Annotated in this window: 13 protein-coding genes and 1 riboswitch; of the genes, 6 read left to right on the forward strand and 7 right to left on the reverse strand. The window is 62.6% G+C overall.

Annotated features, from left to right (window positions below; translation table 11 throughout):
• Positions 1-20: 20 nt before the first annotated feature.
• Together AB5Y95_RS15475 and AB5Y95_RS15480 are read right to left on the reverse strand one after the other, a co-directional pair.
• Positions 21-1289, reverse strand: a complete 1269-nt coding sequence (locus AB5Y95_RS15475) for an O-acetylhomoserine aminocarboxypropyltransferase/cysteine synthase family protein (protein WP_017764595.1) — start codon at positions 1287-1289, stop codon at positions 21-23.
• 130 nt (positions 1290-1419) lie between these two features.
• Positions 1420-1596 carry a hypothetical protein gene (locus AB5Y95_RS15480; protein WP_017764594.1) on the reverse strand — a complete coding sequence of 59 codons (177 nt, stop codon included), beginning with the start codon at positions 1594-1596 and terminating at the stop codon, positions 1420-1422.
• Positions 1597-1696: 100 nt separating this feature from the next.
• Here AB5Y95_RS15480 and sgrR point away from each other — a divergent pair, with 100 nt between their 5' ends.
• The 3 genes from sgrR to AB5Y95_RS15495 are packed head-to-tail and all read left to right on the forward strand — an operon-like array spanning position 1697 to position 4606.
• Positions 1697-3430, forward strand: a complete 1734-nt coding sequence (gene sgrR, locus AB5Y95_RS15485) for an HTH-type transcriptional regulator SgrR (RefSeq protein WP_368161543.1) — start codon at positions 1697-1699, stop codon at positions 3428-3430.
• A 35-nt stretch (positions 3431-3465) separates the two neighbouring features.
• Complete coding sequence (locus tag AB5Y95_RS15490; protein WP_005308329.1) at positions 3466-3861, forward strand: thioesterase family protein; 396 nt, start codon at positions 3466-3468, stop codon at positions 3859-3861.
• Positions 3862-3892: 31 nt separating this feature from the next.
• Positions 3893-4606, forward strand: a complete 714-nt coding sequence (locus AB5Y95_RS15495) for a hypothetical protein (RefSeq protein WP_368161544.1) — start codon at positions 3893-3895, stop codon at positions 4604-4606.
• Positions 4607-4671: 65 nt separating this feature from the next.
• On the opposite strand, the gene AB5Y95_RS15500 is transcribed toward AB5Y95_RS15495, so the two are convergent.
• Both AB5Y95_RS15500 and AB5Y95_RS15505 read right to left on the reverse strand, forming a co-directional pair.
• Positions 4672-5415, reverse strand: coding sequence for a lipase secretion chaperone (locus AB5Y95_RS15500; RefSeq protein WP_368161545.1), 744 nt, complete (start codon positions 5413-5415; stop codon positions 4672-4674).
• Complete coding sequence (locus AB5Y95_RS15505; RefSeq protein ID WP_368161546.1) at positions 5412-6323, reverse strand: lipase family alpha/beta hydrolase; 912 nt, start codon at positions 6321-6323, stop codon at positions 5412-5414. Before AB5Y95_RS15505 ends, AB5Y95_RS15500 begins: the two co-directional genes overlap by 4 nt.
• A gap of 291 nt (positions 6324-6614) precedes the next feature.
• On the opposite strand from AB5Y95_RS15505, the gene AB5Y95_RS15510 reads away from it, so the two are divergent.
• Complete coding sequence (locus AB5Y95_RS15510) at positions 6615-7040, forward strand: hypothetical protein (RefSeq protein ID WP_024942132.1); 426 nt, start codon at positions 6615-6617, stop codon at positions 7038-7040.
• 21 nt (positions 7041-7061) lie between these two features.
• Positions 7062-7676, forward strand: a complete 615-nt coding sequence (locus AB5Y95_RS15515; RefSeq protein WP_216973767.1) for a superoxide dismutase — start codon at positions 7062-7064, stop codon at positions 7674-7676.
• Between the two features lie 53 nt (positions 7677-7729).
• On the opposite strand, the gene AB5Y95_RS15520 is transcribed toward AB5Y95_RS15515, so the two are convergent.
• From AB5Y95_RS15520 to AB5Y95_RS15530, 3 genes are all read right to left on the reverse strand, one after another.
• Positions 7730-8752 carry a vancomycin high temperature exclusion protein gene (locus AB5Y95_RS15520; protein ID WP_029306155.1) on the reverse strand — a complete coding sequence of 341 codons (1023 nt, stop codon included), beginning with the start codon at positions 8750-8752 and terminating at the stop codon, positions 7730-7732.
• 166 nt (positions 8753-8918) lie between these two features.
• Positions 8919-11666, reverse strand: coding sequence for a collagenase (locus AB5Y95_RS15525; protein WP_368161547.1), 2748 nt, complete (start codon positions 11664-11666; stop codon positions 8919-8921).
• A 493-nt stretch (positions 11667-12159) separates the two neighbouring features.
• Entirely contained in the window at positions 12160-12483 is a 324-nt protein-coding gene (locus AB5Y95_RS15530) for a hypothetical protein (RefSeq protein WP_054543987.1), read from the reverse strand.
• Positions 12484-12576: 93 nt separating this feature from the next.
• Positions 12577-12662, reverse strand: a riboswitch (cyclic di-GMP riboswitch).
• A 903-nt stretch (positions 12663-13565) separates the two neighbouring features.
• Here AB5Y95_RS15530 and AB5Y95_RS15535 point away from each other — a divergent pair.
• Positions 13566-14108 carry a fimbrial protein gene (locus AB5Y95_RS15535; protein WP_017787419.1) on the forward strand — a complete coding sequence of 181 codons (543 nt, stop codon included), beginning with the start codon at positions 13566-13568 and terminating at the stop codon, positions 14106-14108.
• The last annotated feature ends 48 nt before the right edge of the window (positions 14109-14156 follow it).

A 14156-nucleotide genomic window follows, 5' to 3' on the forward strand; every position in this document is an offset into this window, starting at 1 on the left:
CCGCTCGTTCAACGCCTGACTCAGGCCTCCAGCGCCTGATCCAGATCCGCCAGTATGTCCTCGATCGCCTCGATCCCTACCGACAGCCGGATCATCTCAGGTTTCACCCCGGCCTTGGCCTGCTCCTCTTCGCTGAGCTGGCGATGGGTGGTGGAGGCGGGGTGGCAGGCCAGCGACTTGGCATCGCCGATGTTGACCAGCCGCTTGAAGATCTTGAGCGCATCGTAGAATCGCACCCCCGCCTCGTAGCCCTCTTTCAGGCCGAACGAGAGGATGGCGGAGGGGCGGCCGGCCATGTACTTCTCCGCCAGCAGGTAGTGGGGGTGACCCGGCAGCCCGGCGTAGCTGACCCAGGCTACCTTGGGGTGATGCTTGAGGTGGTGGGCCACCTGCAGGGCGTTGTCCACGTGGCGCTCCATGCGCAGGCTCAGGGTCTCCAGCCCCTGCAGCAGCAGGAAGGCGTTCATCGGCGCCAGCGCCGCGCCGGTATTGCGCAGCGGCACGGTGCGCACCCGCCCGATGAAGGCGGCCGGGCCGAAGGCCTCGGTGTAGACCACCCCGTGGTAGGAGGGCTCAGGCTGGGTCAATTGGGGGAAGCGCTCGGCATGATCCGCCCAGGGGAACTTGCCCGAGTCGACCACCACGCCCCCCAGCGAGTTGCCGTGGCCGCCGACATATTTGGTCAGGCTGTGCACCACGATGTCGGCGCCGTGCTCGATGGGCTTGCACAAGACCGGGGTGGCGACCGTGTTGTCGACGATGAGCGGCACGCCGCGGGCGTGGGCCACCTTGGCCAGGGCGGCTATGTCCACTATGTTGCCGGCCGGGTTGCCGATGCTCTCGCAGTAGACCGCCTTGGTCTTGTCGTCGATGAGTGCGGCGATGGCCTCGGCGCTGTCATCCTTGGCGAAGCGCACCTCGACCCCGAAACTCGGCAGCATGTGGGCGAACAGGGTGTAGGTGCCGCCATAGAGCTGGGGGGTGGAGACGATATTGTCGCCGGCGGCGGTCAGCGCCTGGATGGCGTAGGTGATGGCGGCGGAACCCGCCGAGACCACTAGGCCAGCAATGCCCCCTTCCAGCGCGGCCATGCGCTGCTCCAGCACATCGTTGGTGGGGTTCATGATGCGGGTGTAGATGTTGCCAGGCACCGCCAGGTTGAACAGATCCGCCCCGTGCTGGGCGCTCTCGAACTCGTAGGCCACCGTCTGGTAGATGGGCACGGCAACGGCCTTGGTGGTGGGGTCGTTGGCAAAGCCGTGGTGCAGGGCCAGGGTCGCATCTTTCATCACACACTCCTTGTTGGATGTTGCTGGATAGCAGTCATAGATGGATAGACGTCCAATCTATCAGGCCCTTGGCCGATGTAAACCATCAGATCCGGCAAAGCAATCTCGTCGGGGCGTGAGGGAGGCCGGCTCAGAGGCGGCGGCGATACTCCTTGTCGTCGATCTGGTGCATGTCCCACTGCATCAGACGGTTGAGCTGGCTCATGGGATCCTCGATCAGCGGCAGCGGGCGGGGCAGGATCCGCTTGAAGTAACGGCGCAGGATCTGCTGGATCCGGTTCGGTTTGATGGGGTTGGCGTGGCTCATGATGGGGCTCCTGTGCTGTGGTTCTCACGTTCGCCAGCAGTATTGAGCTAAAATGCGGAAGTAAAAACTGATGACTTTCAGCACAAGGATTTCCTCTTTTATGCCCACCAGCCGCCTCTACCAGCAATTCCAACGGCTCGCCCGGCAGCTCGGCTGCGACGAGCGGGAAATAAGCCTCGCCGAGGTGGCGGATCTGCTCTGCTGTACCCCGCGCAACGCCCGCCTGCTGCTGCGCCGCATGCAGGAGCAGGGCTGGCTCGGCTGGTCTGCCGAGGCCGGGCGGGGACGGCGCTCCCGCCTCACCCTGCTGGACAACCAGGAGAGCCTGACCCGGCGCCGACTGCGGGAGCTGCTGAGCCAGGGCCAGCTGGCGCAGGCGGTGCGGCTGGCGGAAGATCGCCTCGATCTGCTCACTCCGCTGCTTATTGAACAGCTCGGCCAGGCCACCCGGGCAGGACGCCAGATCCTGCGGGTGCCCTACTACCGGCCACTGCCCCAGCTGCTGCCCACCGGCCCGCTGCGCCGCTCCGAAATCCACTTGAGCCGCCAGCTCTTCAACGGCCTGACCCGGCGAAATGAGGAAAATGGGGAAATCGAGGGGGATCTCGCCCACCACTGGGAGTGCCTCGGCCCCTGCCACTGGCGCTTCTACCTGAGGCCGGCGGTGCGCTTTCACCACGGCCGCGAGCTGGTGGTGGAGGACGTGACGGAGAGCCTGCAGAGCCTGCGGGATCGTCCGCTGTTCGCCCATCTGGCACGGCTGGAGAGCCCCTGGCCGCGCACCCTGGATCTGCACCTCGACAGCCCGGATCCCCTGCTGCCCCACCTGCTGGCGGAGCCGGTGGCCGTCATCCTGCCGCGCGAGCTCAAGGGGGAGGCGGGCTTTGCCCTGCAGCCGGTGGGCACCGGCCCCTATCGGGTGACCGCCAACGATCCCATGCACCTGTGCCTGGAGGCATTCGACGACTACTTCGGTCTGCGCGCCCTGCTCGACGAGATCGACATCTGGATGCTGCCGGAGCTGGCGGAGCGGCTGGAGAGCCACCTGCAACTGGGGCGCGACAGCCCGGAGCTCGGCACCATGCGTGGCGAGTCCGAGCTCGAATCGGGCTGTTACTTCCTGCTGCAGGATGAGCGCTCCGGTGCCCTGCAGGATCCCGCCCTGCGCCAGTGGCTGGCCGGCCTGCTCAACCCCATCGCCCTGATGGCGCGGGTCGCCCCCGAGCTGCAGCGGGGCTGGACCAGCGCGCTGGGTCTCTTGCCCCACTGGCGCGAGGCGCAGCCGGTCCCGTTGCCGGCGCCGGCCGGGCGGCCACGTCATCTGGTGCTGGCCTGCTTCAACCAGCACCTGGAGTTCAACGAGTGTGCCAACGCCATGAGCAGCCTGCTGGCCGAGCAGGGCATCGCACTCGAGGTACGCACCCTGGATTACGGCCGCTGGGTGAGCGGGGCGGACGAGGACGTGGATCTCTGGCTTGGCACCCTCAACCTGGAGCACGAACACGCCTTCGCCCCCTACGCCTGGCTGCAGGGAACCCCGCTGCTGCGCAAGGTGTGGGGCGGCCAGCATGGCCTGTGGCAGGGGCTGACGCAGTGGCGTGCCAGCGGCGAGGAGCCGGGGCCGCGGGCGCTGCTGGCAAATGTGCAGCGGCGGGGCTGGTTTGTGCCGCTGTTTCACCACTGGCTGGAGCTGGAGAGCCGGGTCGGCGTGCACGGGGTACGGATGACGGCGCTCGGCTGGTTCGATTTTCGCAGCGCCTGGCTGCGCCCGGAGCTGGCCGTCGGCTCCGGAGAGGGGATGGAGGAGCTTGAGTCCAGAGGCGGGCCGCGTTAGCCTGAGCGCGGTCCAACGACAAGGAGTCGATATCCATGCTGGAAATGCAGATCCAACCCCGTTTTCAAGAGACAGATGCCCTCGGCCACATCAACAACACGGTGCCGGCGGTCTGGTTTGAATCGGCCCGCGACCCGCTGTTTCGCATCTTCTCCCCCGAGCTGGATGTGCACAACTGGCATCTGATCATCGCGGGTTACACGGTGCAGTTCAAACGGGAGCTGTTCTACGGCCAGCAGGTATTGATCAAAACCGGGGTACGCCGCATCGGCTCCAGCTCCTTCACGCTCTGGCAGGAAGCCTGGCAGGAGGGCGAGCTGGCGGTGACCGCCGAAACCACCCTGATCCATTTTGACTACCAGTCCCGCCAGTCCATCCCCCTGGGCGATCGCCACCGGGAGGAGCTGCGGGCCTGGCTGATAGAAAGCTAACCTTGGCCCTTAGGCCAATCACAGGACACTTATGCGCAATACCGTGATCGCCCTGAGCCTCGGCCTGGGACTGGGGCTCTGCTCCATGCCTTCGATGGCGGCCTCCCTCGCCGAGCAGTTCTCCCTGATGGAAAAGGGGGCCGAGAGTGCCCTCGATACCCGTCTGTTCAGCCACGACGGCATAGACATCAAGGCCTGGGTGGATGGATTTCCCGTCATCATCGCCGTGCCCATCATGAATGAGCAGGGCAAGCAGGAAGGGGAGAGCCGTTACTACTTCAAGGGCGGCAAGCTGTTCGGGGTGAAGGAGCCCGCCGCCCAGTTTGCCTTTGACGATGGCGGCAAGCTGACCCGGTGGCTAGACGAGAAGGGACAGCCCGCCGAGTTCGTCAGCAAGATGAGCATGCAGCAGCGAGAAGCTTGGCTCACCAAACGGGCGGCCGAGCTGGGCCAGCTGTTTGCGCCGAGCGCCGCCGGACAGAAGGCGGCCAAGGGGGGCGTCAAGCTCAAGGGGGCGGAGCTGGCCCACTGGCTCTGCAACGGCAAGCTGATGGCGCTGGCTGGGGGGGACAAGGTGACCTTCGAGCCGGCCAAGCTCAAGACCCGCGCCGAGGGTATCGAGGGGGAGGTCTCCCTGCGCCGTGACAAGGGGTGGCAGGATCTGAGCCTCAAGTGCGAGGTGCAGGGAGCCCAGGTGACCCGCCTGACCTGGCAGCCGCTGCCGGGGGCCAACAAGCCGCAGTAAGCGCGGCAGCAGCAAAGCAAGGGGCCCAGATGTGGGCCCCTTGCTTATTTTGGTTATTTTGGCGGTTACTCACCCAGCCTGAGCCGGGTGAGGGCTTCCACCCGTCGCCACTGGCCGGGCTCGAACCAGCGCGCCAGGATCTCCGGCTGCTGTTCGGCCCGCCGCTCGGCGGGTAGAGGTTTGAGTTCGGCCAGATAGCCGGCCAGCTGCTGCTCGAATCCCTGCTGACTCTCCGCCAGCTGGTGCAGCCGGTCCGCCGCCTCCGGCCCCAGCTGCTCGCGCAGCATTGTGTCGCGCTCGGCCGCCGGCAGCCGCTCCAGACTCTGCAGATCGCCGAGCAGGCGGCTGTTGGCCTCCGCCTCCCGAAACCACTGGGGCTGCTCCGCCAGCCAGAGCTCGAGCTCGCTCGCCAGCAGCGGCTTGTCGGCATCGCTGGCCTCCGCCAGCGCCTTGCGGCGCAGGGTCCACTGCTCCATCAGCCGATCCTCGGCAAACAGCTGCTCCTGCTCGGCCGGGGTGAAGCTCTGCTGGCGCAACTGCTCGCGCTCGTCGAACAGCACCTGCAGGCTGGCCAGGCCCGGATCGGTCGGCACCGTCAGGCTGCTTTCGGCGGCAAGAAAGGCCTCATAGCGAGCCTGCAGCGAGTGCTCATCGGACAAGGAGGCGGCCTGCCGGGCCAGGGGGGAGACCGGCCCGGCCTCTTGCGCCAAGGGGGCAGCCGAGTCGGGGCTCGGGGCGGGCCACAGCTGCCAACCCCCCAGCAGCAGGGCCGCTCCCAGCAAAGCGGCCATCAACCAGGCCTTGTTCATAACCCCAGTCTCTGCAGGCGGTTGGCGTGCTGGCGATAGAGGCCGACCGGGTCGGTCTCGAACAGGTGGCGAATGCCGAACGACTGGTTCACCTCGTCCAGATGGTTCATCCGGTAGTCGGTGCCGATCACCTTGCCGAGGTGGCTGCTGCATACTCCGACCAGGCCGTCGTTGGGCTCCTTGAAGAAGCTGCTGGTCAGCGCCAGCGCCGGATCCACCGGATCCAGGATGTTGGTCATGGTACCGCGCCCGCTCCAGGAGAAGTAGTAGACCCCGTTGGCAGCCTGCATGGGCCCTTCGCCGCAATACTGGCTGGGCAGCCCTTCCGGATAGCGCTGGTTGAAGCGCTGGGCACCGGCGCTGGTGAGGGCGTCGAGGGCGGCGAGGGGATCCTGCGGCATCTGGCTGCCCCCGGAGAGCAGCGAAATGACCCCGGACAGGGCCGAGGCGGCGGCCACCGCCAGCTTCTCGGCCACCGAGCCCGGTGCCACGTTGGCGCGCACCAGATCGGCGATCTCCGAGCCGTAGTTGACCCCGCCCACACTGGTGGCGGAGGCGACCAGCTCGGGGGCGACCGAGGCGACGTAGCGAATGGTGGGGCCGCCGTGGGAGTGGCCGATGAGGTTCACCTTCTCCGCCCCGGTGATGGCGAGCACCTGCTGTACCTGCTTGAGCAGCTGCTCACCGCGCAGTTCCGAGCTCTGGGTGGCGGAGACCTGGGCCACGTAGACCCTGGCGCCATCCCGGGTCAGCGCCTGGGGAATGCCGTAGAAGTAGTCGACCCCGAGCAGCTTGTCGAAGCCGAACAGGCCGTGCACCAGCACTATGGGGTAGTGGGTCTGGGTATAACCTGCCGCCTGGCCCAGCATGGGCAGGGCGCACAATAGCACCAATAGCCATTTTTTCATCTTGTCCATCCTTGTGAAGAGAGACTGCCGCAGCGGCAGCCACCGGCATCATGCCGATACCGACCAGCATGGCGGAACGGGACGTTTGCATCTGTGCAAATGATCACCAAACAGACAGATTCAAAAAAGCCCTACCCATATGGGCAGGGCTGTTGGCTGTGCCGGCACAACTATCCCTTGTGTTCGCCCCTCACATAAGTTAAATAATAATTATTATCATTTGTGGTGTTGGAGCCTATGTCGGCAAGCTGGGTAAGAGGTTGGGTAGGGACGGGGGAGAGCGACAGCAGCATGGTGCACTGGAAGGTGCAGACCATGAGCGGTAACCGCCATTTCGATGCCGGTGAGCATGCCAAGGCGCTCTCCTGCTATCAGCAGGCGCTGTGGCTGGCCCGCCAGCAGTTTGCCGACTGGCACGATGTGGACGAGGCGGTGGCCGCGCTGGTGGTGGCCCACCACAACCTGGCGGATCTGCTGGTGGCGATGGCGCTGCCGGATCGGGCCGCCGACCTGCTGTGTCACATCCACGACTGCCTGCTCGCCACCAGCCAGTCCCCCACCAGCTCCGCTGCCCTGCGGGATGCCGCTCTGCGCCACACCCGCAGCACCCATACCGAGTTGCTCGCCTTCGTGCGCAAGCACGGCAGCCACGACGGCATCCGCCGCTGCCTCGGCCAGTGTCTGTGCCAGACCGAGCCAGCCCCGCAACTGCATTAATCACAATAAACAGAGGTGACCATGAGCCATACCCTGCCTGCCCTTGCCTATGCCTACGACGCACTGGAACCCCATATCGACGCGCTGACCATGGAGATCCATCACAGTCGCCATCACCAGACTTACATCAACAACCTCAATGCGGCGCTGGCCGATCACCCCGAACTGGCGGCGTTGCCGGTGGAGGAGCTGCTTGCCCGCTTCGACAGCCTGCCTGCCAAAGTGCAGGGGGCGGTGCGCAATCACGGTGGCGGTCACGCCAACCACAGCCTGTTCTGGCGGGTGATGAGTCCCCAGGGCGGTGGCGAGCCGGCCGGCGAGCTGGCTGCGGCGATCGAACGGGATCTGGGCGGGTTTGAGGCCTTCAAACAGGCCTTTACCCAGGCCGCCCTGAGCCGTTTTGGCAGCGGCTGGGCCTGGCTGGTGGTCGATGGCAGCGGCAAGCTGCAGGTAGTGAGCAGCGCCAACCAGGACAGCCCCCTGCAGGATGGGCTGGTGCCCATCTTGGGGCTGGATGTCTGGGAGCACGCCTATTACCTCAAGTACCAGAACAAGCGCCCCGACTACATAGCCGCGTTTTACAAGGTGATCGACTGGAACGAGGTGGCACGGCGCTACGCCGAGGCGCTGGCCTGATTGCTGGAAATACCAAGTCCAATAAAAGAGACCCGCCGGATGGCGGGTCTCTTTTATTGAGGGGTCAGCTGAGGGGTCAGCGCGCTGCTGGTTGGCGTGGCCGCGCTGGCGGCAGCCGGATTATCCACGGGCGATGCCTCGCTCGGCACGGCGGCGCTGGTGGCCAAGGCACTGCTGGTTGAAGTCGCAGCGCTGGCGGCAGCTGGGTTATCCACGGGCGTTGCCTCGCTCGGCACGGCGGCACTGCTGGTTGGTGTTGCTGCACTGGTGGCAGTTGCTGCACTCACCACCGCTGCCGGCTTGGCCTTCGGCTGATGAGAGGGCGGCTTGATGGGCAGGCAGGGTTGGCTAGCGCCTATGGTGCTCAGCGCCTGGCAGGGAACCGGGCCGCCGATGACGATGGGCTCGCCGAGGAACTTGGGCCCCTTGTCCAGCACGTAGAGGTCGAGCAGCCCCATCAGGCGGGCGAACACCTCGCGTACCCGGGTCTTGATGCCCTGATAGGCGCTGGGATCCACGGCGTTGAAGCCGACCGCCTCGATACCGAAATGGCGGGCGATGAAGATGGCGCGCTCGTTGTGAAAGGCCTGCGAGACCACTGTGAAGTGGGCCTGGCCGAACACCTCCTTGGCCCGCACGATGGAGTCCAGAGTCCGGAAACCGGCGTAGTCGCTATAGATGGCGCTGGCCGGAATGCCGGCCTGGATCAGGGCCCGCCGCATCTGGCGCGGTTCGTTGTACTGTACGGTGGCGTTGTCGCCGGAGACCAGGATGTAGTCCACCTTGCCGTTGTTGTAGAGCTCGGCGGCGGCCTTGATCCGGTATTTGAAGTAGTGGTTCGGGCTGCCGCCAATCAGGTATTTGGAGGTGCCGAGCACCAGGGCGACCCGGTTGTAGGGCACCGCGTTGACGTCGTCATAGGTGTAGTGACGGGCGTCCGAGACGGTCCACTCGCTGTAGCCAAGCAGGGCGGCGGCAGAGGCCAGTAACAGGCAGAGGCAGGCGAGCAGGATCTTGGCAAACTTCTTCATGCGCGGTGCGGTTCGGGTCTGAAGTAAGAGATGACAGGGGGTCATTCTATTACAAGTTGCCGCCGCGCGTCAGGCTTGATGACCGCAGATGGCGTCACTCGGGCAGAGGTTGTCGCATGGCGGGAGTGGCTAACTGATTGATCCTGTGCCGCTTATCATTCTCCAATAAAAAGGGCGGCCATGGCCGCCCTTGGGGATTGATGCCAGCGTCTCAGTGGGAAGAGTCGTTGGCCTTGCACTCGTCGGAGTCCTTGTTGGCCTCCCACCAGGGCAGCAGTTCGCGGCCGAGCCACTGCTGGTAGGCCTCGCTGTCATTGGCAATCAGCTGGTCGAGCTCGGCTTCGAAGGCGCTCATCGCCTGCTGCTGATCCGGGTTGCGCAGGGCCTGGGCCATGGCCAGCCAGCTGGCGCCGCGACCGGTCTCGTTCAGGAAACGATGCACAGTGTAGGACCAGGAGTAGACCATCTCGCCGCCCTTGTCGTAATCCAGGTGCAGGATGTCGGCCAGGGCCGGACGATCGCCTGCCGGGCGGCCGGCGACGTTGTCCAGACCACGGGCGAAGCACTGGCCGTGGGCGATGAATTCCGCCAGCCCTTCCGACCACCAGGTGGTGCGGTTGAGCGGGTAGTGGCCGAAGCTGCCGTACTGGTTGAAGCGGCCGTCCAGGTAGTGCACGTACTCGTGGCGCAGGTTCCACACCTGGAACGCAGGGCGCTTCCACTCCGCCTCGTAGGCGAAGAAGCGGGCCTGGTTGCCGGGGCGAGCCGGATCTCCCTCAATGTAGATACCGCCGTTGTCGGTGGAAACGCCGCCAAACAGGGCGCTGCCGTAGCGTTTCCAGTCGGCGGAGGAGTCGAAGATCACCAGCTCCAGTGCCTCGTTGTGATCGTCCGCCACCGGCTGCCAGCCAGTTTCCATCTGCTGATGGAACTGCTGCTCTTCGGCGCCCAGTTCACGGCAGATCCCCTCGGCCTGATCCATGGTCAGATCCTGGGCCCGCAGGCGCAGGGTCGGCGAGCAGGTGTGCTCGAACGGCAGCACATCCTCCACCCGGATCGGGGTGCAGAGCCCGGCGAAGTCACCGCTGATGCAGGCTTCGCTGGTGCGGTCCGTGTAGGTCAGGTAGTAGGTGGAGAGGGTCAGCGACATGTCTTCCAGCAGATCCTGGCTCTGCTGACCACCGGGGATCAGGTCGTGGTGGCGAACGAGGGTGATGGCGGAGTCATCCAGCAGCTTGCGGTAGTCGTCGAGCTCGTTCGGGCGGGTATAGCGGGCGACCCGGTAGAGGCGGGTGTAGGCATCCAGCACGTTGTTGAGCAGAAACAGATCGGCGCCATCCCGCCCTTTCCACAACGCGAGCTCGCTCATGCCGAGGGCGTGCAGCTGCTTGCGCAGTTCGCCATCCTGCTGGCGGAAGTCGTTGGCGAAGGGATCGCTGTAGTCGCTGGCGAAGTCGAGGAAGTTGAGCAGATCGAACAGGCCGGTCGCCCAGGCGTGCTGGCCGTTTATCTCGCTGGCATGGCGGGTGCTGTAGGCCAGCATCTGGTTGAACTCACCGAGCAGGGTACCAAAGCGGCTCTGTACTGCCGGGCTCTTGAACTGGCCGTGCAGGGCGATGCTCCAGGCACCGATCACGGAGCCCACCTCATCGGTGGGTTGCTCCGGGAAGAGCAGCGGATGGGCACCGAGCGCGGTCAGCGCCTCGGCCAGCGCCTCGGCGGCGGCCGGACCGTCTTCCTTGTGCTTGCCGTAGTTGTGGTAATTGTGGGCACGCACGTATTCCAGCAGCAGCTTCATGGCTGGATGGGCCGGCTGATTGGCTGCCAGCAGGCTCTGGATGCCGCGGGACACGGCCAGCAGCTTGGCATCGTCGTGACCATAGTTCTCCTGCCAGACCGGGGCGGGCTGGCCACTGGCATCCTGCACTATCCTGGCCGCTTCGGCGTCCAGCAGATCGGTATCGGGCAGGTCCGGCTCGGAGCAGGCGCGGCCGTCGGCACGGCGGCAGTCGAGCTGCTCCTCCTTGCTGGCCAGCATGATGGGGCGATTGAGCACCCGGCTCTCCTGCCATTCGGTTGTTTCCGGCAGGGTCTGCCATTCGCTGCCCCCCACAGGGTATTGATAGCCGGTGTCCTTCAAGACCACCTGTACCTCGCTGCCGGCGGGCAGGGTCTGACGGCACACCCGGTAGCTGATGGTCTTGTCCCCTTCCTGACGGGTCTGGGGTTCATCACACTCCTGCTGGGTCTTGGCCTGTTCCAGCAACCAGGTGTACTGGCGCCAGACGTGCAGCTCGCTCACCTGGCGAGCGGCCTGGCTGCCCGCAACCGGCTGCAGGCGGAAGAAGATCTGCTCGAGGCGACCATCCCGCTCGTTGGGGGTCTCCTCCAGCACCTTCAACTGCTGCCAGTTTTGCGGCTGGTACTGCCATGCCTGCTCGGCGCAGCGCCCCTCGGCGTTGAGCTCGCAGCGATCCAGCTCCTGCTCGCTGTGACCCAGGATGACCCGCTCCGCCAGCGGCAGACGATCCTGACGCGGCGCGGTCGGGGTACCTGCCAGGGGCTCCCAGCGGCCCTGCTTCATGCCGTAGCCAAAGTCATAGCTGCTGGCCGGGACAGCCTTGCCGGCCGGTACCACCTCTTCACAGCTGAGGTAGCGGATCTGCCAGCCCTGCTCGATCTTGAGCTGGGGCTCGCCGCACTGTTGTTCTGCCAGTGCGGCCAGGTTGGCATCGCTCCAGTCGAAGCGACGATACACCCTCAGCTGTTGATAGGGGGCGTCGGTGCTGCGGGCGCTCAGCTCGTAGGTCACTTCGGTGAGCTGATCCCCCAGCTGACGGCTGGATTCACCTTTGAGTTGATACTGTTGCCAGTCGGAGGGGGAGTAGTTGGCCAGCGCCGAAGTGGCAAGCAGGCCCGGTGCTGCCAGCAGCAGCAACCTGGTACCCAGATTGTTCATTTTTATCCCTTTGCTTGATTGTCTGCGTGATTGACGCGTGCAATCTATTCAGCTCCAAAAGGATATCAACCCACCAATCAGGCCATATAAATCATTTATTTAGGTTGAATAAAAACAAAGTGAGCCCCATTGGGGGCCTGGTTGATAGCAAGGACTCATCTGCCATCTGGGGGGGATCTCAGTCTGAGGCTGGCAACTGTGATCAAAGTCTCGTTTGAGATGTGCTGGTCATGTGGCGTCGCGACAATGCGAAGCCGGCAAACCCGCAGAAAAAGCGCTGACTTGTCTGAGCAGAAAGTTGGGGGCGTAGTGAGAAGGCCGCTGGCTGAGCTCGGTATGGACGCAGAAAAAATAGGAGGAAAAGTGATGGAGAGTCGCGAGCAGGCGTTATCAGCCGCTGCCTGAGCATGGCAGTGGGTGCTTACCCTTCACGGAGCGAGCAGATCCGCCCGAGGCAATGAACAACCTCGGGCAGGTGACGGAAGTGACGGGATCAGAGGTAGCTGACGGTCACTATGGCCATGTTGCTGCTGCCGGCAGACAGCTTGTACTGCATGGTGCTGTTGATGGTACTGAGGCTGCCGGCTTGCTGCAGGCTGGCCAGATCCATGGTCTGACGCTGGGTGCCCGAGTAGCAGGTCACGCTGTTGTCGGCGAAGTCACAGGGGGCTTCGTAGATGGTACCGGTGAAGGTGACGCTGCCATCGTAGGCGGAGGCAGTAGCTGGCAACAAAGCGGCACCCAGCAGCATGGCTGCGGCGGCAGAAGAGGCAAAACGGATGGCGCTGTTGCGAACGGAAGCGGTGGAAGTGTTCATTTTTATGTCCTTTTCGTCACATGTCGTTGTACGAAAAGGGCAACGCAATCAAAGAGAATGACACAGATACAGCTGATGACATCGCTCTTCTCAGATGGCAGCTCCGCTGTCTTAGGTTATGAACCCTTAGACCGGTGGCTTTGCGTCCCGACCTTTCGATCGGTTTGCCCTTTACTCTATGTCTAGATGATAACATCGCACTTTGAGAAATCAATCACCATAAAAAAGTGTGAGGTATCGGTCACAAATAGTTTTTTATTCTCCGCGGCTCAGGATAAACGGCTGGTTTTCCTTAACTTTTTTTTGAATGAATATCCTGAAAAATTCATTCTTATCTCCCTTGCCATTATGGATAACGGGCGAGCTCAGTAGTTCTATGTCGATCACAAATATGGTTCAGCATGACCTTGGGAGTGAACAAGGGGATAATAAAAGGAAGCTTGTTGGTGTTTCCCTTCACAAGCGGAACCTGATTACCTGATTACCTGATTACCTGATTACCTGATTACCTGATTACCTGATTACCTGAGCTGTTTTATGTATGAGGTCAGGGGTATTCAAGAAACAAAGAACGTGACCTGGAATTGTTTTATTGTTGTGTTTTTGTTAATTGCTGTTAAGCGGTTGAAGTTGTCTGATTTAAAATAATCCAATCCGTGTTTGCTATATGAACGATATTTATTTTACGGCATTCATAAATGTGTCGTCATGGCTGTAAGTGATTGTTTTTTTATGTGTTTATAAAAAAATTTATAAAAATCAAAATGTATTTGATGTGCATCATATGAGTCGTTAATTTGTTCATCAAGCAAAAGCGGAGCACGGCTTTCTGCACAGACGACAGGGATGTATGTAGTTGTGCAGTTGAGGTGTAGCGGGAACTGCTCCTTATGCGGTGAGCTGCTTTTGCTTATTTAGATAAACCATAAAGGCACAGCAAGTTATTGATGCCGCCTCTCACCGGCTTAATGAGAGAACAGGCACCGGCATGCTGTGCAGTATATCGCGGCATCACTGAAGATCGTGACTCCAGCATGATTGGAGTGATGCAGTACAACACACGTTAATGTAGGTATAAACGAATGAAAGCTAACAAAATTCTGGTTGCTATGGGTGTTGGTTCCATGCTGCTGTGCGGCACCGCTTTTGCTGCCGGTGGCGCTGGTTCAGGCAAAGTCACCTTCAACGGTGAAATCATCAACGCTCCTTGCTCCGTTGCTCCTGAGTCTGTTGACCAGGTAGTTGAAATGGGTCAGATCAGCACCAAAGAGCTGGCCAACGGTGGCGAGTCCAACTCCAAGCCGTTCAGCATCAAACTGCTGAACTGTGAAATCTCCGACACCGAAGATGCCGTCAAGGTTACCTTCAGCGGTGCCAAAGACCCGGTAGATTCCAGCCTGCTGGTTATCGGTGGTGGTGACGCCGCTGGTGCCGGTATCAAGATGACCGCTCCGGGTGGTGCCGCTATCGTACTGGGTACCCCGACTGCCGCCTTCGGCCTGGTCAACGGTGACAACGAGCTGCCCTTCAGTGCCGTGCTGAAAGGTTATGCCGATCAGACCGCCAACCCGCTGAAAGCCGGCGCTTTCACTGCAGTGACCAACTTTACTCTCTCCTACGAGTAATCGACTGCCTTAACGTGTGACCAGGGTTGTGGTGGCTGATGCCACCAC

Origin of the sequence: Aeromonas sp. R5-3 (assembly GCF_040908225.1) — a bacterium.
Classification (GTDB): domain Bacteria; phylum Pseudomonadota; class Gammaproteobacteria; order Enterobacterales; family Aeromonadaceae; genus Aeromonas; species Aeromonas dhakensis.